General features: G+C 38.6%; 30 protein-coding genes. 20 read left to right on the top strand and 10 right to left on the bottom strand.

What is annotated here, in order from left to right; all coding sequences use genetic code 11:
• Position 1: 1 nt before the first annotated feature.
• The 3 genes from ACTQX6_RS04860 to ACTQX6_RS04850 are packed head-to-tail and all read left to right on the top strand — an operon-like array spanning position 2 to position 3,778.
• Entirely contained in the window at positions 2 to 2,467 is a 2,466-nt protein-coding gene (locus tag ACTQX6_RS04860) for an AAA family ATPase (RefSeq protein ID WP_441657355.1), read from the top strand.
• Positions 2,464 to 3,513, top strand: a complete 1,050-nt coding sequence (gene mcrC, locus ACTQX6_RS04855; RefSeq protein ID WP_320863487.1) for a 5-methylcytosine-specific restriction endonuclease system specificity protein McrC — start codon at positions 2,464 to 2,466, stop codon at positions 3,511 to 3,513. Before ACTQX6_RS04860 ends, mcrC begins: the two co-directional genes overlap by 4 nt.
• A gap of 10 nt (positions 3,514 to 3,523) precedes the next feature.
• Positions 3,524 to 3,778 carry a hypothetical protein gene (locus ACTQX6_RS04850; RefSeq protein WP_320863488.1) on the top strand — a complete coding sequence of 85 codons (255 nt, stop codon included), beginning with the start codon at positions 3,524 to 3,526 and terminating at the stop codon, positions 3,776 to 3,778.
• Positions 3,779 to 3,881: 103 nt separating this feature from the next.
• Here the strand turns inward: ACTQX6_RS04850 and ACTQX6_RS04845 are convergent, their stop codons facing one another.
• The 6 genes from ACTQX6_RS04845 to ACTQX6_RS04820 all read right to left on the bottom strand — a co-directional run bounded on the left by ACTQX6_RS04845 (position 3,882) and on the right by ACTQX6_RS04820 (position 8,423).
• The gene (locus tag ACTQX6_RS04845) at positions 3,882 to 4,259 is read right to left on the bottom strand and encodes a hypothetical protein (RefSeq protein ID WP_320863489.1); all 378 of its coding nucleotides are present in this window, start codon (positions 4,257 to 4,259) and stop codon (positions 3,882 to 3,884) included.
• 128 nt (positions 4,260 to 4,387) lie between these two features.
• Complete coding sequence (locus ACTQX6_RS04840; protein ID WP_320863490.1) at positions 4,388 to 5,872, bottom strand: DNA polymerase; 1,485 nt, start codon at positions 5,870 to 5,872, stop codon at positions 4,388 to 4,390.
• 250 nt (positions 5,873 to 6,122) lie between these two features.
• Positions 6,123 to 6,308, bottom strand: a complete 186-nt coding sequence (locus tag ACTQX6_RS04835; RefSeq protein WP_320863491.1) for a hypothetical protein — start codon at positions 6,306 to 6,308, stop codon at positions 6,123 to 6,125.
• Positions 6,309 to 6,382: 74 nt separating this feature from the next.
• Positions 6,383 to 6,946: a DUF2815 family protein gene (locus ACTQX6_RS04830; protein WP_008976212.1), complete on the bottom strand. Its 564-nt coding sequence runs from the start codon at positions 6,944 to 6,946 to the stop codon at positions 6,383 to 6,385.
• 15 nt (positions 6,947 to 6,961) lie between these two features.
• Positions 6,962 to 8,083, bottom strand: coding sequence for a DUF2800 domain-containing protein (locus ACTQX6_RS04825; RefSeq protein WP_320863492.1), 1,122 nt, complete (start codon positions 8,081 to 8,083; stop codon positions 6,962 to 6,964).
• A complete protein-coding gene (locus ACTQX6_RS04820) occupies positions 8,076 to 8,423 on the bottom strand; it encodes a hypothetical protein (RefSeq protein ID WP_320863493.1) in 348 nt (115 codons plus the stop codon). Before ACTQX6_RS04820 ends, ACTQX6_RS04825 begins: the two co-directional genes overlap by 8 nt.
• A gap of 485 nt (positions 8,424 to 8,908) precedes the next feature.
• On the opposite strand from ACTQX6_RS04820, the gene ACTQX6_RS04815 reads away from it, so the two are divergent.
• From ACTQX6_RS04815 to ACTQX6_RS04745, 15 genes are all read left to right on the top strand, one after another.
• Positions 8,909 to 9,319 carry an RNA polymerase subunit sigma-70 gene (locus ACTQX6_RS04815; RefSeq protein ID WP_320863495.1) on the top strand — a complete coding sequence of 137 codons (411 nt, stop codon included), beginning with the start codon at positions 8,909 to 8,911 and terminating at the stop codon, positions 9,317 to 9,319.
• Positions 9,319 to 9,534, top strand: a complete 216-nt coding sequence (locus ACTQX6_RS04810; RefSeq protein ID WP_009268462.1) for an SHOCT domain-containing protein — start codon at positions 9,319 to 9,321, stop codon at positions 9,532 to 9,534. Before ACTQX6_RS04815 ends, ACTQX6_RS04810 begins: the two co-directional genes overlap by 1 nt.
• A 59-nt stretch (positions 9,535 to 9,593) precedes the next feature.
• Complete coding sequence (locus ACTQX6_RS04805) at positions 9,594 to 10,514, top strand: recombinase family protein (protein ID WP_320863496.1); 921 nt, start codon at positions 9,594 to 9,596, stop codon at positions 10,512 to 10,514.
• Positions 10,511 to 10,927: a recombinase family protein gene (locus ACTQX6_RS04800; RefSeq protein WP_320863497.1), complete on the top strand. Its 417-nt coding sequence runs from the start codon at positions 10,511 to 10,513 to the stop codon at positions 10,925 to 10,927. The genes ACTQX6_RS04805 and ACTQX6_RS04800 overlap by 4 nt, the downstream gene beginning before the upstream one ends.
• Entirely contained in the window at positions 10,920 to 12,455 is a 1,536-nt protein-coding gene (locus ACTQX6_RS04795; RefSeq protein WP_320863498.1) for a recombinase family protein, read from the top strand. Before ACTQX6_RS04800 ends, ACTQX6_RS04795 begins: the two co-directional genes overlap by 8 nt.
• Before the next feature lie 114 nt (positions 12,456 to 12,569).
• Positions 12,570 to 13,094 (top strand): helix-turn-helix transcriptional regulator, encoded by a 525-nt coding sequence (locus tag ACTQX6_RS04790; RefSeq protein ID WP_237929518.1) that lies wholly within the window; start codon positions 12,570 to 12,572, stop codon positions 13,092 to 13,094.
• On the top strand, positions 13,079 to 13,639 hold the full coding sequence (locus ACTQX6_RS04785; protein WP_320863499.1) for a hypothetical protein: 561 nt from the start codon (positions 13,079 to 13,081) through the stop codon (positions 13,637 to 13,639). Before ACTQX6_RS04790 ends, ACTQX6_RS04785 begins: the two co-directional genes overlap by 16 nt.
• Before the next feature lie 16 nt (positions 13,640 to 13,655).
• Complete coding sequence (locus ACTQX6_RS04780) at positions 13,656 to 14,030, top strand: hypothetical protein (protein WP_320863500.1); 375 nt, start codon at positions 13,656 to 13,658, stop codon at positions 14,028 to 14,030.
• Entirely contained in the window at positions 14,027 to 15,391 is a 1,365-nt protein-coding gene (locus tag ACTQX6_RS04775) for a hypothetical protein (protein WP_441657356.1), read from the top strand. The genes ACTQX6_RS04780 and ACTQX6_RS04775 overlap by 4 nt, the downstream gene beginning before the upstream one ends.
• Before the next feature lie 355 nt (positions 15,392 to 15,746).
• Positions 15,747 to 16,115, top strand: a complete 369-nt coding sequence (locus ACTQX6_RS04770) for a hypothetical protein (RefSeq protein ID WP_320863502.1) — start codon at positions 15,747 to 15,749, stop codon at positions 16,113 to 16,115.
• A 321-nt stretch (positions 16,116 to 16,436) separates the two neighbouring features.
• Complete coding sequence (locus ACTQX6_RS04765; RefSeq protein WP_320863503.1) at positions 16,437 to 18,287, top strand: heavy metal translocating P-type ATPase; 1,851 nt, start codon at positions 16,437 to 16,439, stop codon at positions 18,285 to 18,287.
• 76 nt (positions 18,288 to 18,363) lie between these two features.
• On the top strand, positions 18,364 to 18,594 hold the full coding sequence (locus ACTQX6_RS04760; protein ID WP_080961596.1) for a heavy-metal-associated domain-containing protein: 231 nt from the start codon (positions 18,364 to 18,366) through the stop codon (positions 18,592 to 18,594).
• A 15-nt stretch (positions 18,595 to 18,609) separates the two neighbouring features.
• Positions 18,610 to 18,888, top strand: a complete 279-nt coding sequence (locus ACTQX6_RS04755) for an iron-sulfur cluster repair di-iron protein, ric (protein WP_278884724.1) — start codon at positions 18,610 to 18,612, stop codon at positions 18,886 to 18,888.
• A gap of 27 nt (positions 18,889 to 18,915) precedes the next feature.
• On the top strand, positions 18,916 to 19,569 hold the full coding sequence (locus tag ACTQX6_RS04750; protein WP_117447042.1) for a Crp/Fnr family transcriptional regulator: 654 nt from the start codon (positions 18,916 to 18,918) through the stop codon (positions 19,567 to 19,569).
• Positions 19,570 to 19,577: 8 nt separating this feature from the next.
• On the top strand, positions 19,578 to 20,207 hold the full coding sequence (locus ACTQX6_RS04745; protein ID WP_047343138.1) for a hypothetical protein: 630 nt from the start codon (positions 19,578 to 19,580) through the stop codon (positions 20,205 to 20,207).
• Positions 20,208 to 20,253: 46 nt separating this feature from the next.
• On the opposite strand, the gene ACTQX6_RS04740 is transcribed toward ACTQX6_RS04745, so the two are convergent.
• The 4 genes from ACTQX6_RS04740 to ACTQX6_RS04725 all read right to left on the bottom strand — a co-directional run bounded on the left by ACTQX6_RS04740 (position 20,254) and on the right by ACTQX6_RS04725 (position 22,673).
• Positions 20,254 to 20,925, bottom strand: coding sequence for a Crp/Fnr family transcriptional regulator (locus ACTQX6_RS04740; protein ID WP_294688441.1), 672 nt, complete (start codon positions 20,923 to 20,925; stop codon positions 20,254 to 20,256).
• A 372-nt stretch (positions 20,926 to 21,297) separates the two neighbouring features.
• The gene (locus tag ACTQX6_RS04735) at positions 21,298 to 22,296 is read right to left on the bottom strand and encodes an IS4 family transposase (RefSeq protein WP_294688439.1); all 999 of its coding nucleotides are present in this window, start codon (positions 22,294 to 22,296) and stop codon (positions 21,298 to 21,300) included.
• The gene (locus tag ACTQX6_RS04730; protein ID WP_294688437.1) at positions 22,268 to 22,483 is read right to left on the bottom strand and encodes a hypothetical protein; all 216 of its coding nucleotides are present in this window, start codon (positions 22,481 to 22,483) and stop codon (positions 22,268 to 22,270) included. The genes ACTQX6_RS04735 and ACTQX6_RS04730 overlap by 29 nt, the downstream gene beginning before the upstream one ends.
• 13 nt (positions 22,484 to 22,496) lie before the next feature.
• A complete protein-coding gene (locus ACTQX6_RS04725) occupies positions 22,497 to 22,673 on the bottom strand; it encodes a hypothetical protein (RefSeq protein ID WP_206198256.1) in 177 nt (58 codons plus the stop codon).
• Between the two features lie 367 nt (positions 22,674 to 23,040).
• Between ACTQX6_RS04725 and ACTQX6_RS04720 the strand changes: the two genes are divergently transcribed.
• Positions 23,041 to 23,661 carry an alpha/beta fold hydrolase gene (locus ACTQX6_RS04720; protein WP_294688434.1) on the top strand — a complete coding sequence of 207 codons (621 nt, stop codon included), beginning with the start codon at positions 23,041 to 23,043 and terminating at the stop codon, positions 23,659 to 23,661.
• Positions 23,662 to 23,757: 96 nt separating this feature from the next.
• Positions 23,758 to 24,318 carry an elongation factor P gene (efp, locus tag ACTQX6_RS04715; protein ID WP_022789889.1) on the top strand — a complete coding sequence of 187 codons (561 nt, stop codon included), beginning with the start codon at positions 23,758 to 23,760 and terminating at the stop codon, positions 24,316 to 24,318.
• The last annotated feature ends 3 nt before the right edge of the window (positions 24,319 to 24,321 follow it).

Here is a 24,321-nt window from a genome sequence, read left to right as displayed (position 1 = left end):
AATGCAATTTGAATGGATAAATTTTTATTCGGAGTTTGCCACAAAACTCCTGGAATTCAAAGATAACCGTGCAGAATTAATTTCTGATATACAAAGTGCTTATCGTGCAATTAATATGAAATTGCCAAAGTTAGAAAGTGAAGATTCAATAATAGACATAGACCCTTTTACTGTATTTGGACTTTTCAATAAGGGCATAACTAATGCTAATAGAATCGCCATCTTAGAAAGCTTTGCAACTGTTTTTAATATCAAATCAAAGGTTCCAGATAATTTTGATGGAATTCCGGTACTTAACAATTTGAAGGCAACCTACTATGGATTTAAAGATGATAGGCAGGCTGCTGATATTGATAACTTGTGGGGGCTTTATGAATCAGCAATTAATCTTGCGGAAAAAGATGATGCGGCAAACCGCGAGATATTTACTAAATGGTATGATACAGTTCATGATCAGTTAGGCATTCGTTGGAATATAACGATGGGATTGTACTGGATTAGGCCATATGAGTTCATTAATTTGGACTCAAGAAATAGGTGGTTTATTGTAGATCCAGATAATATGCCGGTTGAGTTTGTAAATTCAGTGAAGAAGAAACTAAATAAGGTACCATATGCAGCAGAATATTTAGCAATAAAAGATGGTAATTATGAATATAAAAATTATCCAGAACTGTCATATAGAGCATGGATTGTATCGGAACAAGTTAATCAAGAAAAAGCTGAGGTAAAAGGGAAAAAATCCTCCAAGGCGGCATTCTTGCGTTGGTTTGCGCCATTGATTCAAGCATTGCGTGATCTGGGTGGCTCTGGAACTCCTGCTGAAGCACGAGCAAAAATTATTGAGAATGAGCAATTATCAGAAGATGAAATCAACGAAACAAGAGGGAAGAACAACGTCAATAAATTTGAGAATGAAGTTGCATTTGCACGAAATTATCTTGTGAATGCAGGCTATATTGACAAAAGTGTTTATGGAATATGGACATTAACTGAGGCTGGAAAATCTGTTGATATGACTAGTGAAATGGCTTCAGATATATTCAAGAATGTTCTCTCTTCGAGCCCAAGTAAACAGGGAAAGAATATTGTCGCACTTGCAGATGAAGATGTTCATACTGTTAGATATTGGCTTTACGCTCCTGGAGAAGGTTCCTGCATGTGGGATGAGTTTTATACATCAGGAATAATGGCCATCGGTTGGGGAGAAATTGGAGATCTGAGTACATTTGATAGTAAAGATGCAATGAAGATCAAAATGAGAGAAGTAATTGATGAAAGTCTTTCTTATAAAAATGCAGCTCATGCAACATGGCAATTCGCAAATGAAATGAAAATTGGTGACATTGTTTTTGTTAAGAAAGGAATGCATCAAATCATTGGACGTGGTGTCGTTATGTCCGATTATGAATATGATGATACTAGAGACGATGAATATAAAAATATCCGTCAGGTAGACTGGACTCATAATGGAGAATGGCCACATCCAGGTCAGGCTGTAATGAAAACTTTAACAGATATTACTTCATACACTGATTATGTAGAAAAGCTCAATTCTTTATTTGAAGATGAAACAGAAGAAGATGCTGAAGATGTGGAGAAAACATATCCATCATACACAAAGGAAGATTTCCTGTCTGAAGTCTTTATGCCTGAAGAGGAATATGAAAAGCTTTCTGGAATCCTTCGTATAAAGAAAAACATTATCCTTCAGGGTGCTCCCGGTGTTGGTAAGACTTTTGCTGCCAAGAGAATCGCATTTTCTATGATGGGAGTAAAAGATGTAGAAAGAGTTATGATGGTTCAGTTCCATCAAAGCTATTCGTATGAAGACTTCATCATGGGATTTAGACCTTCGACGGATGGATTCGAACTGAAGCGAGGTGCTTTCTATAACTTCTGTAAGAAGGCTGAAATCGATGGAGATAATGATTACTTCTTTATCATTGATGAAATCAACAGAGGTAACTTAAGTAAAATATTCGGTGAGCTGTTTATGCTTATTGAAAATGACAAAAGAGGCGTTTCGTTACAGCTTCTATATTCTGATGAGAAGTTCTCTGTACCTAAGAATATATATATCATTGGAATGATGAATACAGCCGACCGTAGCTTGGCTATGTTGGATTATGCGCTCAGAAGAAGATTTGCTTTCTTTGAAATCAAGCCGGGCTTTACAACGGATGGATTCAGAGAATATAGAATGAGCTTAGAAAATGAGAAATTTGATAAACTGATTGCCTGTGTGGAGAGTCTGAATAATGTGATATCTAATGATGAATCATTAGGCGATGGCTTCTGTATAGGACATAGCTATTTCTGCAATCTGCTACCGGACACGATTGATGACCAAGTATTGTCTGGAATTGTTGAGTATGAGCTGATTCCGCTTTTGAAGGAATATTGGTTTGATGAGCCTACAAAGGTGAAAGATTGGAGCAGTAATTTAAGGAGTGCGATTAAGTGATACCGGTTCAAAATGTCTATTATATGCTGTCGTATGCCTTCAAAGTTCTGAATGAACAGGGATACAAAAGAATAGCTACTGAAGAATTTAATAATACTGCAGAGCTGATGGCAGCAATATTGACAAAAGGTATTGCTGTCGAGCTAAAACGTGGACTCGGAAAAGAGTACATTTCTCAAACTGAAGATTTGTCATCGCTTCGAGGCAAAATTGATATTGCGGAGTCGATAAAAACACAAAGTATGCTTAGAAAAAAGCTGATTTGTACATACGATGATTTTTCTGTTAATAGTACAATGAATCGGATTATCAAATCAACAGTGGAACTTCTTCTAAAAGCAGATATTGCAAAAAGTAGAAAAAAGGAACTCCGCAAGCTAATGGTATTTTTTGCAGATGTAACACCGATTGACTTGTACTCTGTGAACTGGAATTTGCAATATAACAGGAACAATCAATCCTATCAGATGCTGATTTCTATATGTTATTTGGTAGTGAAAGGTTTGCTCCAAACAAATACGGATGGAACTACAAAGCTGATGGATTTTCTTGATGAGCAGAGAATGTGCCGTTTGTATGAGAAGTTCATTCTCGAATATTATAAAAAGCATTATCCGAAATTAACCGTCAGTGCTTCACAGATACCGTGGGCTTTAGATGATGGAATTGGAGATATGCTTCCAGTAATGCAGAGCGATATTCACCTTCAAAAAGAAAATACAGTATTGATTATTGATGCCAAGTATTATACTAATACAACACAGGTTCAGTTTGATAAACATACTTTGCATTCAAATAATCTGTATCAGATATTTACTTATGTAAAAAATCGTGAATATCAATTTGGAGATGAGGATAACAAGGTTTCCGGAATGCTGCTGTATGCAAGAACGGACGCTTTGATTCAACCGGATAATGTATATCAAATGCATGGTAATCAGATTAGTGTTAAAACGTTAGACTTGAATAAACCATTTGACGAGATTGCTAAGCAGTTAGATGAAATTGCAGCAGCGCATTTTGATGGTATTGAGAAAACGATATAGAGGAGGAACAATGACAAATAAAGAAAAAGCACAGATGATTCAGGGTGTCATTGATCATCCAGGAAGAGAAAGAACTTATTATAGTATGCTTGAAGATATGGGTGACCTTAAGGGTAACTATGCGGATTACATGACAACGGAACCGATCAATTGTAATGAAGAATTGCAGCGAGTAAAAAATGCAGATTATGAATTATGTACTGCATTGCTTACTGCGATTCTAAGAGAAGATCATTTTAGTAATGGCTCCTTCGAGCACAGATAACGCGCCGGTCAGGTTGATGAAATCCTTAAAAGAATGGTAGCAGAATTGAATAAATAAAGCATAATGGCAGTATCGGTCGCTATGATCAGAACTGCCATTTTCGTTAGTCTTTTTTATAAAATTCTGTAACGTAGCCATCGGCGCGAAGAAGGATGTCCGGCATCCAGTCTGGTGTTCGTGCCATCTGCGTACAGAGCGCTTCCAGTGATATCTTTTCGGAACATTCAATAATAAGTTCATCATGGACATGACCGCAGATAAAGCAGTGGGAGAGTGTTTTCATAGCATTCATCAGAAGGTCTCTGGAGATGGCTTGTACTACATTCTCGACAAATTTAGGTCCGTAGCTTTCCAGGCGTTCCCACTTTTTAGTGGCTCCGATACCTTCGTAGGTTACAGATTCACCACCGAATTTATTCTCGCCAATACGTGGTTTGACGTAAGTGAGTTTTCTGCCGGATGGAAGAGTAATGAATAACATGCCACTGCGCCTTGTGAACTTGATACCGTGTGAGGCAGTGCTGCAATGCATCTTGATTGCATTTTTGATGGCTGTATCGAAGTCCCACCAGAGAGCTACGATATTTGGATTGGACTGTCTCCAGGCGTCTACCAGCGGTTGGAGCTCATCTTCGGTAAGCCCATTTCCAGGGCACCCATTGCCTTCAGTGCACCGACACTGCCGCCGTAGCCAAGAGCCAGCTCCGCAATCTTACCTTTTTGACGAAGGTGACCGTTGATGCCATGTTTCTCAACCGGTACATGGAACATCTGACTGGCACTCGCACAGTAAATGTCACCACCATTTTTGAATACCTCTGCACGCCATGATTCTCCTGCAAGGTGAGCAATAACACGAGCTTCGATTGCACTAAAGTCAGCTACATAGAATTTGTATCCAGGCTTTGCAATGAAGGCAGTGCGGATAAGTTGGGAAAGGGTATCTGGGATATCATCATATAACATAGACAAGGAATCATAATCGCCAATGCGGACAAGTTCTCTTGCAGAGTCCAGATCATCCATGTGGTTTTGAGGAAGGTTCTGTAACTGGATCAAGCGGCCTGCCCAGCGACCGGTACGATTGGCACCGTAGAATTGGAACATACCTCTAGTACGATGATCATTGCAGGCAGCATTTTGCATGGCCTGATATTTTTTTACAGAGCTCTTTGCAAGTTGCTGACGAAGGGAGAGGACCTGTGCTAAAGCTTCCAGAGCATCTTTGATCATTTCAGCAATGGCCTTCTTACCAAGTGATTCTGCTTCAATCCCCTGATCAGATAACCAGGATTTCATCTGTGACACACTGTTTGGATTATCGATACCCGTAAGGCCGCGCATCTCATCTGCGATAGTTGCTTTGGAACGTTCGTCAAAGGTAATAGCGTTGTTTACCATTTGCAGGTCAACAAGGATACCTCGGTCATTGATTTCCTGGTCAAGGTGATATTCATCCCATACGAAGTCCGGCACAGGAAACTTATGGAGTTTGTCTTTGATGCCCATTTCGACTTCAACGTCACGCTTATTGTATGACTTAAAAACAGTCCATTTCTCTGGTGCATGCATTGGAAGATTTCTGCTCCTGCCAGCATTGGATTTGGTAGGTTTGCATGGAACACAGAAGTAGCGGATGAGATCTTTACCTTCTTTCATTTTCTGGTCCTTAAGGCCAAGTACAGAACCGACACCTTCAAGTGAAAGTGGAAGCCCCATGTAGGCACTCCAAATCATTGTGCAGCGCCATGAAGCAGGATCGAGGTAATTGCCAACGGTGTCCTCAGGAATGCTGTAACTGCAGAAGCGGTCAGGATAGTTACGCTTCATCCAGTAGGAGAGGCAGATGCGCTCGAAGGAAGCGTTGAAGGCCCATTTGATTATGTCATTGCTGACAATAGCATCCAGAATCTCATCAGGAAGAACATCGCCATAGGCTAGATCATATACGATGACATCACCGCCATTGATGGAGACCGCAAATAATAGTATTTCAAAACTCTCAGATTCGGCATATTTGTATACGCCGGATTTTTTTATATCAACATCGCTGTAAGTTTCTAAGTCGATGGACATTTCTTTTATATTTTCCATGTGTTTACTCCTTTATAAAAATAGGCAGCAGCACGATATGTACTGCCGCCCACATGTTAAATTTTGCTATCGGAAGAATTCTTCTTCTTTTTCCTTACTAGCCCTTGGCAAAGCCAATGTACGAAGCGAATCGATACTCCGATCAGCCACTTCCAGATTGCGGCTAGTGCAAAAAGTGTTAATGCAAGTACGATAGCAGTAAAAGTGAAATTTACAGCATCGTTCATGAATTGATTAAGCAATTCCATATTCATTGATTGTCACCTGTCCTTTCATTGTCATCAGCGTTCTGCTGAGTTTTCTTTTCCTTATATGCTTTGACTTTCTTTTTGATAAAGCAAATACCTTCATAGATAATCATTCCAAGACCAGCGAGAAGGTATCCCATTGTGGTGCCAAAGCAAACCGATAACATTAATTCTTGATAAGTTGTCATTATATTTCACCTCATTTTTCTAAGATGACTGGCAGCAGTTATTCCGCTGCCAGCCGAATTTATTGTGTTGCAGATTAGCTTAAGAAATCGTCATCCTCTTCTGTAGCGAAATCATCCTCAGCTCTAGACTTACCGCCAAGAGGCTCACCATCACGAATCTTCTGAAGGTTGTTAAGTCCACAGGCGATTCCACGGTTACCGTTGGAATTGAAAGCGTACAGGTTAATGGAAGCACGGCCGTACACGCCGCTGTAAACTTCTGAACGATCAATGATCTGCTGACGATCTGCATCTACAATACCAGGGGCAGTAGCAGAGTTGGCGTTGATGAAGTAGCTGTCCTTGTAAGCTTCATCACCAGGACGCTCCTTGTCTCCGTCACGAAGAGGAGTCTTGATAACATCAAGTGCAGGACAAACCTTAGCGGTTCCCTTAAGCTTGGATTCACCTTCCTCGTAGGCTGCCTGGATTGCGGCTTTAATCTTGTTTACGGTTACGGTATCTGACTTTGGAATGATAAGAGAAACGCTGTACTTTGGTGCGCCTCCATTGATTGACTTAGGGTCCCACACGTTAGCGTATGACCATCTTGTGTTTACTCCTGTGATTACTTTTGTAGGGTTTGCGATCTTAGACATAATATTTTCCTCCTGTTAATTGTCATTAAAATCATCTGCTGCAGTGTTCATTGCTGGTCTTTTATCAGACTCAGGAACAAGAGCTGGTTTGCCTGGCGGCTTGTATACCAAGTCACCTAATAGTTCTTCAAACTTCTTTTTGCCAAGAAGTGAGCTCATGGCTGTAATGCCAAGTAACTTCTTTTCGTAAGGCTCGTATCCGGCGTCAGTGACTTTTGAAGCAACAGCATCTTCGTCTGTGTATTTACGGTTGCTTCTGCCTTCTACGATTTTGAAACCATCATAGTGGGTTCCAGATTGTGCTTGTGTCAGTGCGTAATCTTTGATGTCATTTCCCCAGGAAATCAGCTGGTCGATTCGTGGAAGAATTGCTGCAATCTCGAAATCATCAAGGGTAGCAGGCATCTCAAAATCGTACCTTGCAAGTTCCAAGTTGGTTTCTGCGCGCTTTCTACAAGTAGCTTTTACTTTGCAGAACTGGCAGTGGTCACCAGCCTTAAATTCACCTTTGCCTTCATAAGCGAGGGCAGCGGTAGGTTTCAATACATCCTCAGCCCATTTAAGAAGATCATCTTTGCTGATGGAGCTGGTAGATACGTTTTCTCTTCGTGGCTGGAAGATTGTCATTTCGATAGTGCTGATATCATACAAGTCATCGAATGCTTCCAGAGCACCAAGCGCATAGCACATCATCTGACTGTTACCTTCGGATTCCACAAGGACTCCAAGACCATGCTTGTAATCAATAATGTGGAGAACTTCGTCAGCAATAATGACGCAATCACCGGTTCCGAATCCGTTCTCAACCCAGCGAGAGAAGTCGAGTCTCTGTTCAATGAACAACATAGGATCACTGCAGAAATTCTTGGAACGTTCATACTGTTCGAGAACGTAATCTCTATATTCTTCCGCACAATTTTGCATTTCACCACTGTAGTAGGAGAGGCTTTCTGTTGGATCAGTTACATCACGACCGAGAGCTTTCTCCACAAGGTAAGCACAGAGTTCATGGCAGTCGGTTCCTTCCTGTGCATAAGGAGAGGATTCATCTTTGATTCCTTCACAGAGCTTGGCGGATGGTGGACAGTTGATCCATCGATGCGAAGCTGATGCGGAGAGGAATGCGTATTTAGCCATTGGCAATTACCTCGGCCACAGCCACTAAAGCAGGATAATCTTCCTCTTTCACATCACTCAGGCGACTAGCACCATATTTTGTTAGGAGGGCCTTTGCTTCAGCTTTCTTTCCTTTACCAGCGAGTGAAGCCATGATTCCGCGCACTTCCTGGAAGGAGTATTTCTTAACTTCAGCTTCCTGTGCGGGTGCTTCTTTCTTTTTGGCTTTTGTTTCAACCTTGCTCATTTCAGGAGCAATTTCTGAGAACATTTCTTTTAATGCAGTAGCTGCATCAATCATTTTCTGTCCAGCGGTGATCATCTCATCAAGGACAAGATCTAAATTCGACATCTTACTCATTTTCAGGTTCCTCACTTTCTCTTTGATTTTCAGTAGATTGTCTTAGTTTGGCTGCCAGTCTTTTTGTTACGACGCTGATGGCAATGAGCGTGTCAATAAGCTCTTCATCAACTGCATATCAATATGACTGGCAGAATCTCTTGTGTTTGTCATCTTCTTAACCTCGCTTTCCGATTGGCTTTCTGCCTTTCTAACTTCCTAAGGGGATTCGAAGGAGTGGATTCCGGATTTTTTGAAAACTTTTTAAATTTTCTTTTTGACCGGTGCCTCATGCCCTTCTAACTACCTAAGGGAAAGTGCGAGATGAAATTCCGGGTTTTGTGAAAATAAAAATGTCAGGCTGTTTCGCTTATATAAGGAAGCGATTCGGGCCTGACATATTTTTTTTGAAATTTTATGAAATGGGCCGGAATCTGGGTGGCCAATTCCCCTTAGGAAGTTAGAAGGATAACAAAAGCCTTCTAACGATTAAGGAGGTACAGACAATGACAGACAAACAAAAGAACCAGATTGCAGAATACCGCGAACAGGGAATGAGTTATACAGAAATCTCAAAGAAAATGGATCTTTCTATCAATAGCATAAAGACATATTGCAAGCGACATGGGCTTGGTGGCGTGAAAGCATATGAGGCGGATGGGCCAGCAGTTATTATTCCTTGCGAACATTGTGGCGCACCGGTAAAGCAGAATCCAGAAAGAAAACAGAAACGCTTCTGTTCCGATAAGTGCAGAAATCTATGGTGGAATTCTCACATGGATCTGGTGCAGAAGAAAGCCAACTATGAATGTACTTGCGTTTGCTGTGGGAAGAAGTTCACTTCTTATGGAAATAAGGAACGTAAGTATTGTAGCCACAGCTGCTATATCGAAGACCGATTTGGAGGTGCGTACTAATGGAAGTGACAAAGAACACCCCGGTTGCTGTTGATGTGGCACCACGTAGAATGACACTTGATGCTATGCAGAAGGATTTTGAATACGAGATGGCACAAAAATTGACAAAGAGTCTGATGGATCAGGGCCTTATTTCCATTGACGAATACGACAGAATAAGCACATTGAATCGGGAAAAATTCTACCCGTTTTATGGCGATTTGATGCAGAAATAACTGGCTATATACAGCCGTTAGAGTGATATATAGTACTGACAAAAACAGGAGGTGAGACGATGGCAAGGATAACAAAAATAGAAGCTACACCAAGCCTTGCAGTAAACAAGAAAGTCCGTGTTGCGGCTTATGCCAGAGTATCAACCAAATCCGATGAGCAGTTACTAAGCCTGGAAACACAAAAGGAGCATTACGATAATTTCATTAATGCGAATTCGGAATGGGAGTATGCAGGCCTTTATTATGATGAAGGTATCAGCGGAACAAAGGTGGAAAAGAGAGAGGGACTGCTTTCCTTATTGAAAGATTGCGAAGATGGAAAGATTGATCGAGTGATTACCAAATCCATTAGCCGCTTTTCCAGAAACACAACTGACTGTCTGGAGATGGTAAGACGACTGGCTTCCTTAAATATTTTCCTTTATTTCGAGAAGGAGAATATCGACACAGAGCACATGTGTTCAGAACTTATGCTTTCCATTTTAAGTTCCATTGCAGAGAGTGAATCTAGGTCCATTTCAGAAAACGAAAAATGGTCCATTACAAAAAGGTATCAGAATGGAACCTTCATAATTGGCTATCCGCCATTTGGTTATGACAATGTGGATGGAAAGATGGTGATTGTTCCGGAAGAGGCAATCGAAAAAAACATGGAACAGCAGACGGTGCTGGTAAATCTTATGAGCGCAGGATATCTGGAACCTGAAATATTCCATATGGAAAAGAACCAGCTGGTGTTGGAAGCGGACGAGCTTGCAAAAGATAAGGAGCTTATTTCTAAAAGCATCAATGGAGATTTGACACACCTGGAGGAAGCCAAGAAGCTGCTGCGGTTTGCATCAAAGAAAAGCAAAATTGAAAGCTTCGATGATGACATGTTCATGGAATACGTGGACACCATCACAGTGATGTCCAGAGAAGAGATTGTGTTCAATCTGAAATGTGGCTTGCACCTTACAGAAAGGCTGGTGGAAGAATGACGCACACACCATATGGTTACAAAATCATAAATGTGCAGGCGGTTATCGATGAGCCGATAGCAGAGAAAATCAGACAGCTTTTTGAGGAATACCTGGAAAGCGGCTCCATGAGAGCAGCAGCGATGAAGGTTGGAATCGATAAGACACATTCGGTAATTGGAAGGTTGTTGAGGAATAAGGTTTACCTTGGAACAGATTATTATCCGCAGATTGTGGATGAAGAGATATTCGAAAAGGTGCAGGAGCTTCGAGGCAGCAATGCCAGAAGCCAGAATCGCATAAGAGAATATGAAGCACCGCCGGAATTGGAACTCAAGGACTACAAGCTGGGCAAGGTAGAAGAAAATTACACCGATCCTTATAAGCAAGCAGAATATGCTTACAGCATGATCGAGGAGGAACACAATGAATGAGAATGTTACATTGATACCTGCCAGACGACGCGCAGGGAATCGAATTATAAAAGAAGAGAAGCCAAAGCATAGAGTCGCAGCGTACTGTCGAGTTAGTACTGACAGCGATGAGCAGGCTGGAAGTTACGAAATGCAGGTGAACCATTACACAGAATATATTGAAAGAAATAAGGAATGGGAGCTTGCAGGCATTTATACCGATGATGGTATTTCTGGAACTAACACCAAGAAGCGTGAAGGCTTCAATGGAATGATTGAAGATTGCATGGCCGGGAAAATCGATATGGTGATTACAAAATCCATCAGCCGATTTGCAAGAAATACGATTGATTGCCTGAAGTATGTGAGGCAGCTTAAGGAGAAGAACATAGCAATCATATTCGAGAAGGAGAATATTAACACTCTTGAAGCAAGTGGTGAGCTTCTTCTTACGATTATGGCTTCTTTGGCCCAACAGGAATCGGCATCGCTTTCGCAAAACGTGAAGCTAGGATTACAGTTCCGTTACCAAGAAGGAAAAGTGCAGATCAACCACGAACATTTTCTGGGGTATACGAAGGATGAAGAAGGAAATCTAATTATTGATGAAGAAGAGGCAAAGGTGGTCCGCCGCATTTATCGAGAATATCTGGAAGGTGCAAGCTTCAGAGATATTGCAGAAGGTTTGGAACGGGATCGAATTAAGACCGGCGGCAAACGATATAAATGGCACCTTAGCACGGTTCAGGGAATCCTTCGAAATGAGAAATACATGGGCGATGCCCTTTTACAGAAAACTATAACAACGGACTTCATTGAGAAAACCCGAATTAAGAACGATGGTACAGTTCCACAATACTACGTAAAAGATAGCCAGGAGGCCATTATTCCCAGAGACGTGTACATGCAGGTGCAGGAGGAAATGGTAAGACGCGTAAATATGACAAGCGGCATCGAGGGTAAAAGGAAGCGTGTTTATTCCAGCAAATATGCCCTTTCCTGCATTTGCACCTGCACCAAGTGTAGTGACATTTATCGAAGAATCGCCTGGAACAACCGAGGCAAGAAGTCCACGGTATGGCGTTGCTGCACAAGAGTGGAACAAGGACCAAAGGCATGTGATGCTCCAACAGTAACGGAAGAAGAGTTGCAGCAGGCAACTGTTAATGCAATCAACCAACTAGTGCATTGCCAGGATTCAATGATACAAACATTAAAGGAAAACATTGAGATTGCTATGGTGGATGATAATTCCGGTGAAATGGAAAAGCTGAATGCCATCATGCTTGAGAAGCAGAAGGAACTGGTAAATCTGGCGCATGCAAAGAAGGACTACGGACTCCTAGCGGATGAGATTGACATCCTGAGGAATAAAAAGCAGGAGCTTCTAGTAAAGAGAGCTGAGACCGAAGGAGTAAAGAAGAAGGTAACAGAACTGGCAGAATACGATGAGCTGATGGTACGAAAGTACATTGATCAGATTAAGATATATGAAGATCATTTCACGGTTTGTTTTAAGGCAAAGGTGGAGATAGATATCCAGAGATAACATGACGAAATACAGCAGAGGATCAGTTCCTCTGCTTTTTTGTGTTGTTAACATTTGATACATTGACAATAAATTTGTCGAGGTATATTATATTTTCATAAGGAGGATACATCAATGGAAGAAATTCAGAGAATGCAAGATAACTTATTGTTGATTCGTAGAACCGTAGGATGGACTGCAGAGGAATTTGGAGATCAAATTGGTGTAACCCGTCAAACGATAAATAATATCGAAAGCGGTAGAAATAAACTTACAAAGACACAGTATATTGCGATGAGAAGTGTGATTGAAGCTGAGATGGTAAAACATCCAGATGAAACACAAATGTTAAGAGCACTTTTGGATATGCTGATTGATCATCCTGAAAATTACTCAAAGGAAGATTACGAATCGTTATTAGAGAAAGCTAACATGATGTCACCATCTATTTTAGCTGGAACCTCAACTAGAGAAAATGTGTCAAAAGAGTGGATGAAAGCAGCTGGTGCAGTAGGCGCTATTGCGGCTGTTGCCGCCGGAGCTGCAGCATTACCGGTAGCAGGTGTACCTCTTGCTGGTGCGATAATTGGTGGATGGTTAGGAAAAGCTGTAAAAGCTACGAGCAGAAAGAAGGGTGATAAGCAATGGCAAAAGAAGTAGATGGCTATATTACTAGAAAGAAAGATATGACTTTTCAGAGTGTTGAAGCTCTTCAATCTGTGGTGAATGTTGTAAATGAGGCAGCAGCGGCACTTAATGATAAAAAAAGAACGATTCGAGAAAGTGCAATTCCGGAAGTACTTGCAGGTGCGCTTGGGGCTGGTATTGGTGGTGTAGGATCATTTGCTGCTTTATATGGATTAGGATCAGTTGTTGGCTTATCTGCTGCAGGTATTACTTCGGGATTGGCAGCAGCTGGCAGTATTGTCGGTGGTGGAATGGTAGCAGGTGTATTTGTGCTTGCAGTTCCAGTGGCCGTGTTAGGTGGTATTGGGGTAGGTGTTGCATCACATCTTAAACATAAACAGCTTCGTCAAGAGAAAGAACGTCTGTATAAGGAAGCATTAAATAAGCACGATGCAATTATTAAGGCATTGAAGGAAGAAACTGATGCAGATAAAGAGCGTTTAGACTATTTGAAGAGTTTGAATATTCTGCTTCAAAGAGCTATTGAGGACTTACATAAGGATTTAGGCGTTGCATAATTTGGGAGGACCATGTATGGGGAAAATTGATTTGAATCAGATAACTCCAATCCTAAAAAAGGTAGGAACTGGAGTTTTGAAAACAGTTAAAAATAAGGACTTTCAAAAAGGCGTGGCTCTTGCTATTCCATCAGCGATTGCATTGACGTATGAAATAGGAAAATTGAAGAAGAAGTCGGCAGAAAAGGAAGCGTTATATAAAGAGGCATTAGCCAAGGAACAGGCAATTGCGAAAGAACTAAAGGAGCGTACAGACCTTAGCAAAGAAAGGCAAGATAGGCTATTGGCGTATGATGCTGAATTAAAAAAGAAACTGTTAAAATTGGATGAAGAAAATCAGGAGCTCAAAGCTCAAATTAGAGAACTTGAGAAAAAGAAGGCGAAAGAATGAGCAGATATAAATATTCAAAAACAGAACAGGAAATCAATGATGTTCTTAAATTTCAGTCCAATGAGTTAAATGCAATCAAGAATGAACTGCCTTCTACATATGAAATTGATAGAAGGATTCAGGAGAGTGAAGATTTGTTAAGAATGCTAGGACATACAGAAATGCCTGTAGTTCCGACTGTAACTGAAGCAAAAAGAGTCATTGCTGTTCCATCATGGGAAGATTTGCTTGCAGAAGCGGTTCTAAATGTAGGAACAGGAAATAACCTAGAATCATTATTTACGGAAGAAGAGTTAAAAAGAAATCGTCAAGAGATACTGCAACTTAACGCCGAATTCAATCAGTTACACAATCTGGATAAATATGATGTGGCAATTTGCGCGTCTGCAGGAATTTTGAGCGGGGTGATAGATTTGCTTCTTGTGGGAATTCCACAAAAAACACCAGATGGCTTAAAAGGCGGACCATTATCTAATTATGTAAGAGATTGGTTTGATAAAAAGTTTCCAGAAGATGAAATGGAAAAACTTGCAAATTCTAAGGTGAGTAAAGTCCCTTACGATGCACAGGATAATAGAAACACAACGGAATATGTTCAGGGATTATCCGCATACTATCATCGACTATTATCACTTGGGCATGATCCATTGTTAGGCCTGCTGTTTGGTGTTATGGACATTCTTACCGGAAGAATGACAACAATTGATAAAACAGGGAAAATAGTGTCACAGGCGATGGAAAATTATGCTGATAGAAAAGAGTCTGATGTTTTTGCCGCTATTGCAAAACAGATAATTCATTTCAAATCAGATATAACAACGTCGATGGGGCTTCCAGCTCCAATGATGGCATTATTTAATTTATTGCAGTTCGGTAGCATCGCTGAAGAGGAGCAGACAATTGCAGAGATTGTGCAAGGAATGTATTTTGAAGGTTATGACTTTATTCATTTTTGCTCGATGTCTATTCCTGTAATGATCACTGAAGTTGTTATCAGAGTGGGCTATGGAATTAAGCAAATTAAGGAAGGAAACACTATAAAGGAATCCATTCCATTTTCTCTTAATCGTGAAAAGCATCCAAAACTTGCAACGATGCTTTTTATAGGGCATTCAGCTGCAACTGCTATAAACACTGGAAAGGTATATTTTACAAAGAATCCAATGGCAATTAATTATCCTCAGTGGATTGCTTTTGCGAAATACTCATATTCTCAGTTGAAGTGGGTTCTTATTGAAAAGCCTGAATTACGAGACGCATACGTGTCCGGTAAGATTAACGAAGAATTGAAGGAAGTTTACGATGAAGTGAACCGTACTTTTGATGAATTTGCAAAGGATAAGATTGTGATATATGGGTAATTGTTTAGCGGATTGATAGGAGGATTAAAGGATGGATTGGTTGCTGCTAATAGTAGAGATTGCGAGTATTATTGCAGTATTTTTACTAGGACTATTTACAAAAAATTATTTACCATCTTATATGTAGAAAAAGGGTGAAAACCTAGCGACTAAGGAAGATGTTAAGGAAATTACAAGAAGGACAGAGGAAGTTCAGTAAGTATTTCGTCATGAGATTGCAAGTTTTTCTAAGGACCTTGAATTTAAGTATGATTTTTATTACAAGCAGTACGATGGGCTGTATAGTTTTCTTTATGCTATAGTCTCTCAATCGGAGTACACTAAGCATATTATAAAATTGACAGAGGGTCGCGAATTGATCTTTGATGAATACCCATTTGTTAAGATTTCTCCTACAAGAACTGTGAAAACTACTTATGAGATTGGTAAAACGACGCACCAGGAGACGCTTACAGAAACTGAGATTTCAGAGTTTGATCAGAAAAAAATATGTGAGTACATAATTAGCAATGGTCATCTCGCTACGCCAGAGTTGCTGAAACTTGCTGTTTCTTATCGTTTAGTTACTAATTTAGGTGTGGATATAGAGATTGCAGACAATGAGGAGTTTAGGTTAATAAAGGAAATTGTGATGAGAATAGTTAAAGAGTACAATTTCTTTAGAAAAGAACTTCAAATGTCATATAACGAGGAAGAATTGGAAAATGGAACTATCACCATTTAACGTTAATAACGTTAAATGGTTTATGGATATGTTTCCATAGACGACTTACTCGATTTGACATTCATGCAGTCGTGTCGTTCCATGTGGAGACGGTCTGCTTGATGTCTAGGAAAGAGAAATAAATAGCGAAAAGTAGCGTATTTACGGGCTTTTTTGAGATTAGGCAATAGCTCATGAAAGTCCGTATTTCTTATATTGAAACTCAAATTTCGCACTTAAATAAGTGCTTAAATACCTTGATAAATCAATAAAACTTGATATAAATCAATTATTATATTTCTATGCTCGGTTATACTGGATATAATAAAGGAGGTAGAAATTATGCAAAAATGGTTATCACATTATCGGAATTGGTTGACAGCAATAACTGGTGTTCTTATTATACTTGCTTTTTCATCCAAATGGGTTTTTAGTAGTGAGCAGGGCTCAGCTTATCTACTGTTTATAGCTTCATTAGTTGGCGGTTTACCAATTTTTGTTCAAGCCTATCAAGCTCTTAGAATTAAGGTAATTAGCATAGATCTCTTAGTAACTCTTGCTATTTTAGGGGCCTTCGTTATTAAAGAGTTTGAAGAATCAGCTATTGTAGCTTTTCTCTTCTTATTTGGTGCATACTTAGAACAAAGAACATTAGCCAAGACACGTTCTGCGATTAAGAATCTCGTGGAGATGGTACCAGAGACTACTTTTCGTAAACTACACAATGGTGACTTTGAAGAGGTGTCAGTTGAAGAAGTTAATGAAGAAGATATTCTTTTAGTAAAAACTGGTGGAAAGATCCCAGTTGACGGTGAAGTGATATTTGGCTCTGGTACTGCAAATGAAGCAAGTATTACGGGCGAATCTATTCCAGTCTCTAAAGGTTTAAGAGATAAAGTTTTTGCTGGCACCATTCTCGAAAATGGCACTATACAAATACGTACTGAGAAGATTGGGGAAGATACAACTTTTGGGAAAATTATTGAATTAGTAGAAGAAGCACAGGACAGCAAGTCAAAAGCTGAGAGATTTATTGACAAATTTTCAAAATACTATACTCCTTCAGTTTTAGTGTTAGCGATTATTGTTTGGCTTATTAGCCGCAATATTGAGTTAGCCGTTACTATTTTGGTTCTTGGATGTCCTGGTGCACTGGTTATTGGCGTACCAGTTTCAAATGTGTCAGGGATTGGAAATGGCGCACGACATGGTATTTTATTTAAGGGTAGTGATGTCATTACAAACTTTAGTAAAGTTGATACAATGTTATTTGATAAAACAGGAACATTAACTTATGGTAGCCCTCAGGTTGCACAGACAATCTATTATAGCAGTGATAGGAGTCTTGCTGAGAGCTTACTGGCTAGTGTTGAGAGAGAATCAGATCATCCGCTCGCGAAAGCAATTGTGAACCATTACTCAGGTTCTGTAGTAGAGGTGATTGACTCAACAGAGGTCGTTCAAGGTGGGGGAGTTGTTGCTCGTATTCAAAATCACCAAGTTCTCGTTGGGAACTCTTATTTGATGAATCAATATAATATTCCTTTCACTAACCAGATGAAGACCGACATAGCAGGGATGGAAGCAGAAGGGAATTCAATTGTCCTAACTGCTATTGATGGACAAATAGCTCTTGTTGTAGGGATTCGCGACCAGATTAGACAAGGAGTCAAGGAGGATTTAGAGACGCTTAAGAATATGGGAGTAAAAAATCTCATTCTATTATCTGGAGATAATCAAGGCACAGTTGATTTAGTTACTAATCAGTTAGGCTTAACCGAGGCTTATGGTCATCTACTACCAGAAGACAAGGCAGAATTTGTGAGAAAACGTCAGGCAAGTGGAGAAATAGTAGCATTTGTCGGAGATGGTATTAATGATAGCCCATCGTTGGCCTTAGCAGATATTGGAATTGCCATGGGAAACGGTACAGATGTTGCTATTGAAACTTCAAATGTTGTTTTGATAAATTCGGATTTTCACAGAATCCCTCATGCGATTGGATTGGCTAAAACCACACGACGTAATATGATTGAAAATATCTTCATTGCATTGCTAGTCGTAGTAGTTCTTCTTATCAGCGTTCTCTCAAGTTCGTGGATGAATATGGCAATTGGCATGTTTGTTCATGAAGGTAGCATTCTCGTAGTTATTTTGAATGCTATGAGGCTTTTAAAATATAAAAGAAAATAGAAATTCTTGATAGAAATCAATTTTTTATTCTAAATATCGTACTATACTAAAGATATAATAAGGAAAGGAAGTAAAGATGATGAAAAAAGCTATACTACAGCTTGAAACACTGGCTTGTCCAACATGTATGCAAAAAATTGAGGGAGCCATTAAAAGTGTAACAGGTGTCGATAATGAAAGTGTCAAAGTTCTATTCAATGCCAGTAAGGCAAAAGTAAATTTTGACGCTAGTATGACAAACATTAATGAAATTGTGAAGGCAGTGCAAGCAATTGGCTATGATGTCCTAAAAGCATCAGAAAAATAATAGGAGGAAGTTACAATGTTAAGACATTTTTTTGAAGCAAACGATGAGATGCTTGATCTATATACAAATGCTATTACAAAAGCTCATGGGAAAAATCATCCAGAAGTCTTTGATGTTCGCAAAGTTTATGAAACAATTCAACATAAAATTAGGGGTAATAATTTGGACCTATCAAATGAATTTTCAGAACTAAGAGCTCTTACAAAAGATTATACAATTCCAGATGATGCTTGTGAGACATTTACTAAAACTTATCAGCTATTAAAACAATTTGATGAATTATCTCAAGAATAAGTTTTATCAATTAGAAAGAGGCTATCCATGATTCAACATATTTGTGTGACACTTGTACCATTATTTAATTATCTGTCAGAAGATGAACAGATTAAAATTAATAGATTGGCACAACACAAACAATTTAAAAAAAATGAAATTGTTTTTAGACCAGGAGATGAAAATCTGGACATCGTGGCTCTCGGAAGTATGAAAGTATTCCAACTGTCTACAAATGGTGATGAACAGCTTTTACGGGTCGTTGAACCAGGTGGCTATGAGGGTGAGAATCAGTTGTTCGGTATTAAAAATGAATCTCTTTTTGGTGAAACTCTTGAAACAACTGAAATTTGTAGATTAAGTAAACAAGCTTTTGATCAAGTAATGCTTAGGAATCCACAAATAGCTCTTAAATTATTTGAATTAAGTGCGCAAAAGATGGTTCAAGTAGAGAAGCAGGCCCATATTTTATCTATGGAGCGTGTTGAGGAACGTTTGGCGAACTATCTCTTAGATCTGTCAAAAGTAGCGAACGATTATCGGTTCAGTTTACCTATGAAGATGATTGATATCGCGCGATATATAGGGACTACCCCTGAAACTCTTTCTAGAAAATTTAGATTTCTTGAGGATAATAGATTGATAAAACGTTCAGGTAGAAGAATAATTATTCTTAACGCAGATGGCTTGATTGATTTATGAGGTGAAAAATGTCGTTTGACAAATTAAAGGAATATCTACCCTATCGAGGAGAAAAATATATTAAGCCGGAAAAGGCTGGTAATTATCGCCAGTATATGATGGATTTAAGGGACCTAGCTCGACAGGCCCGGGATGAATTCAGTTTAATCAGTAAATCTTTTGAAGACAGGGTAAAGCCATTTAAAGCAGAGCGTGTTAGTCAATGGATGAATCAATCTCAGCTATGTCGTCCACATTTTTGGTGTTATTTCCGATTGCCTTCCGATGATTTGGATGATTCAGCATTGGCTATTCGTCTTTATGGGGAATCTGATAATTTTGGAATTTCCGTTGAGGTTAGTTTTGTAGAAAGAAGGAGGTCTGAAAACAGTTTAGAAAAACAAAATAAAGTTTTGAATCTTCTTCCTTTTGGAGCTATGTATTATTTTGTACAAAAAAATGGTATAAGTTTCAAAATGGATGCAACAGAAGAAAATCGAAAGAATTTACTAAAACAGGTCAAATCAGGTGAGGTTCGTAAGGTCTTGGTTAAACAGGATATTCCAATTGAGACTGACCACTCATTAGAACGGTTAATTGATGATCTATTAAAAAGTTTTGATGAATTACTGCCATTTTATAAGGAAACAAAGAAATAAACTAAAGGATAGGTAGAAGTAACACCTATCCTTTAGTTTATAAAAATTATAGAAAGTCAAATTTATCCCAAAAAGAACGAAATAGTATAATTTTCTTTCCATTTCTATTTATTAATCCTTCTTCTTGAAAAGCTCTTAATTTACGGGATATTGTTTCAGGACTGGTAGCTAGATAGCTGGCTAGTTCTTTCAGTGAGACTGGTATCGTAATGATCTCTTCAGTCATTACCTCTGAAGGGAGAGAGAGCTGACTGAAGTAGGTAGCTAAACGATCCTCTATTGAATCAATTGCCAGTAGTTGCAGTTGCTTCTCAATCTCTAAAGATTTGTAGGCATTTAATTGAAGTAGTTTGCAGCTTAATTGTGGGTAAAGATTGATTAACTTATTGAAATCTGACTTATATAGGATACATACTTTTGTTTCTTTAATGGCCTCTCCATAAAGAGAATCATTTGAGAGACCAAAGAGATAATTCTCTCCGTCATATTCTCCCTCATTAACAATACGAATAAGCTGTTCCTTACCAGTTTTACTCAGTTTATAGATTCTCATAGCACCAGCTGAAATAATCGATAGCTGCTCTGGATCATCGGGAGAAAAAATAATTTCTCCCTTTTTAAAGGTTTTATGATATAGCAATTCTTGAACCTTACTCTGTTCATCGCAAGCAAGATTATTAAAAAGAGGAACCCGATGAACGCAGCCAATTTTTGTCATATTTTTATTCTCCCTTGCATTCTTTTATATCTCCTAAAAAATTGACCATGGTCATTTTTTTTAATTAGGGAAGATATATAATTAAATCACTATATGTAATGTAGTGTCTGTTTTTATCATCAAATACAGTATATAGGAACTATACATATTAGGAGGGAAAAATGCAAGTGATTAGAATATACTATATCAGTCTTAGCGGGAATACGACTAATTTTCTTGAAAGATTAGATCATTATCTCCAGAGGGAACTTCAAGAGAAATTGGATTATGTTAATGTCAAGGATTTAGTAACTCAAACTTCGCACATAAATTGTAGCTATGAACCTTGAAAAATCAGTATCTAGAACCTATTTAGTTGTCAATGATTCTACTTTATGCAGCTCGCAGTTTCGTTTTCAACATAACTGGTAATGTATCCATAAATGCATCTACTAATTGCGTTATTTTTTCATCTGAAAGTTCAGTATAATCTGTAAGTATCGTTCTAAACATCTGTAGCAGCATTTGAAACGCTTTTATCCATGTGATATCCGCCATCTCATCAGAAAAATGTAGAAAAAGCTCTCCTAGAGACCGAGTATCACTGGATTCCCTGCTCTCTAGCGAAAGCATCATGTATCGTGTAAAATCAACCGCAGTATGCGCAGTCATTGCATCGTAGGATAGGGAGTTACATTCTCTACTTAGGTTAAGATAGCTTTTGCATACCTTGAAGAAAACTTCTATATCCCAGCGTTTTCCATAAATTCGAATGATCTCATTTTCGTCTAAATTTACGTTTGTAGAAATCAAGCAGAGGTATTCTTTTCGTTTGTTTCGATTTCGGACATAGACTACTTTAGCAGGAATGATTGCATCATCTTTTACAACTTCAATCGTTACCGAGAGTAAATATCTTGATTTTCCACGTCTCTTTTTGTTCTGGTTATAGATGGAAGCTAGAGACATGGCTTCGCCATTATATCGAAAGAACATCTTTGGAGTTTTCTTTACCATACCAATTACATCATAGCCCATATTTTTTACGGCGTGGAGTGTACTTGGTGATGAAAAACAACTGTCGAAAAGAACGTATTTTGCTGGAATTTCAGCTTTCTTCGCTGCTTCTAGAAGCGTAAGCATTGCATGGGTTCCTTTTTTCATGGACAATTTTCTGCGTTTGTAACCAACAGTTCTTTTATCCATTTCTACTGCTTCATTCATTCGGTTTTTACTATTTTCCGTGGAAAGAAGAACGCTGTTTATTGGTAAGAAAGTGCACCCATCTGACCAACCTAAAGTAAGCATTCGAAATCCGAATGCGTATTTATGTTTTGCGTGATCATAGATTTTAGCAAGGAGTTCAACTTTTTTTTGAACGGTTACGTTCAAAAAGGGAATCATCAATGATAAGCACATTTACTCGATTTTCAGAGTTCAAAGGGACGATGGCTTCTTTGATGATTCGAGCTGAAAGAAGTGTTGTGAATCGAATCCAGTTAATCTGAATCATTTTCATGAAACGATACACTGTATCCTTTGCAAAAGAAGGCGTGTTTCTACCTGTAAGCATATTCATGTACATGCTTCTGTTAGAAAAAATCAACAAAAACAGATATTGGAAAATTTCTACCACAGGTACACCTTTCTTTTTGTAGGCGTTGGATGCTTTCAGAGCTGAGGAAATATGAAATTTTATAAAAAATTTTTTTGATAGATTTTGATAGTTGCTTATCGTTTTGAGTTATTTGTGTTATACTTTTAGCCATAGCATGAACCTCCGGGGGATATTTTTTTGACTAACTTAATTATACCAAAACCGGATGGTTTCATGCTATTTTTATATCAAGTTTTATTGATTTATCAAGGTATTTAAGCACTTATTTAAATGCAAAGTTTGAGTTATAAAATAATAAAGTTTTAATGTATGGCTCAGCTAAAAAGTATTGTGCTTATCTAAAAGAATTCAAAGTGTGATGTAGCACTTATGATCGAATGTAAAAGAGGTAAAACATAGCTTCATTTTCTTTTCGGGCTAGATTTTATGATCAATAATGTTAGAGTGAGATTGAAATAGATACGAGGATAAAGTTTTGATATGATCTAGAATAAGAACGTGATGAAAGGAAAATGCATATGAAAACAATTTTGGTACATGGAACCGGTCATAGGGCTGACAGATGGAATCAAACAGTTTGTTTAATGGATGAAAAGCTTGATATTGTTTGTCCGGATCTGAATACCTTATTACATCATCAAGAAACAAGCTACGCAAATTTGTATTCTGCCTTTTCCGGATATTGTCGAAGCTTTAATGATTCACTATGCATATGCGGGCTTTCTCTAGGTGGTGTATTGGCGTTAGATTTTGCACTGGAGTATCCGGATCAAGTAAAGAAGCTGGTTTTGATTGGTACACCGCATAAGGTTCCAAAATTATTGTTTCATCTACAAAATCTGGTATTTCACTTTTTGCCAAGATCAATATTCAAAAACATGGCCTTTGATAAGAAAGAAACACTGTCTTTGACAAAATCTATGGTGGATATAAATTTTGAAAATCGTATTTATGATTTCTCGATACCTACAATACTTCTATATGGAGATCAGGATAAAACAAACATTAAATCGGTACAATATTTTAATGATCATATGACGAATACTAAGCAAATTATCCTTTCAAATACAGGGCATATCGTCAATGAAGAAAATCCACAGGAACTCGCAAAACTTTTAAATGATTTTTTTGTCGATTAAAAAGAAATAGATAAACGGATGACAAGTATTCGTTTTCTTGACAAGATGGATTTTTCTCCTAAAATTAGTAGTGGTAAAAGATAAGGAGAGAAAAGAATGATCAGTTCAAATGATTTGAAACCAGGACAGACAATTCAGGTCGATGGTGATATTTATGTGGTATTAGATGTTTCACAGAATAAAACAGCTCGTAGTGCGATGGTTGTAAAGGCAAAAGTTCGCAATCTACGCACCGGAAGTAACGTAGAATTATCATGGGGTGGGGGCGAGAAAGTGGAACCTGCTCAGATTGAAAAACGTGAAATGCAGTATTTATATGATACTGATGATGCTTTGGTATTCATGGATAATGAGACATATGAACAGATTGAAATCCCTGCCGATCGTTTGGAATGGGAAAAGAAATTTATCAAAGCGAATGATAATGTATCCATTTCATCTTATGAAGGAGAAATTTTAGGTATTGTCTTACCAGATAAGGCTACGTTAAAGGTTATCGAATGTGAGCCGGCTGTAAAGGGAGATACCGCAACTTCAGCCAGTAAAAATGCGGTATTGGAGACGGGATTGGAAGTTAAAGTTCCTTTGTTTATCAACCAGGATGAAATGATCGTTGTAAATACAAGCGATGGTAAGTATTCTGGTCGAGCTAAGTAATTG

This window comes from Faecalicoccus sp. LCP19S3_E2 (genome assembly GCF_052121255.1).
In the GTDB taxonomy this organism is placed as follows: Bacteria; Bacillota_I; Bacilli_A; order Erysipelotrichales; family Erysipelotrichaceae; genus Faecalicoccus.
Note: the sequence above shows the minus strand (reverse complement) of the source record. Positions and strands in the feature narration are given on the sequence as shown.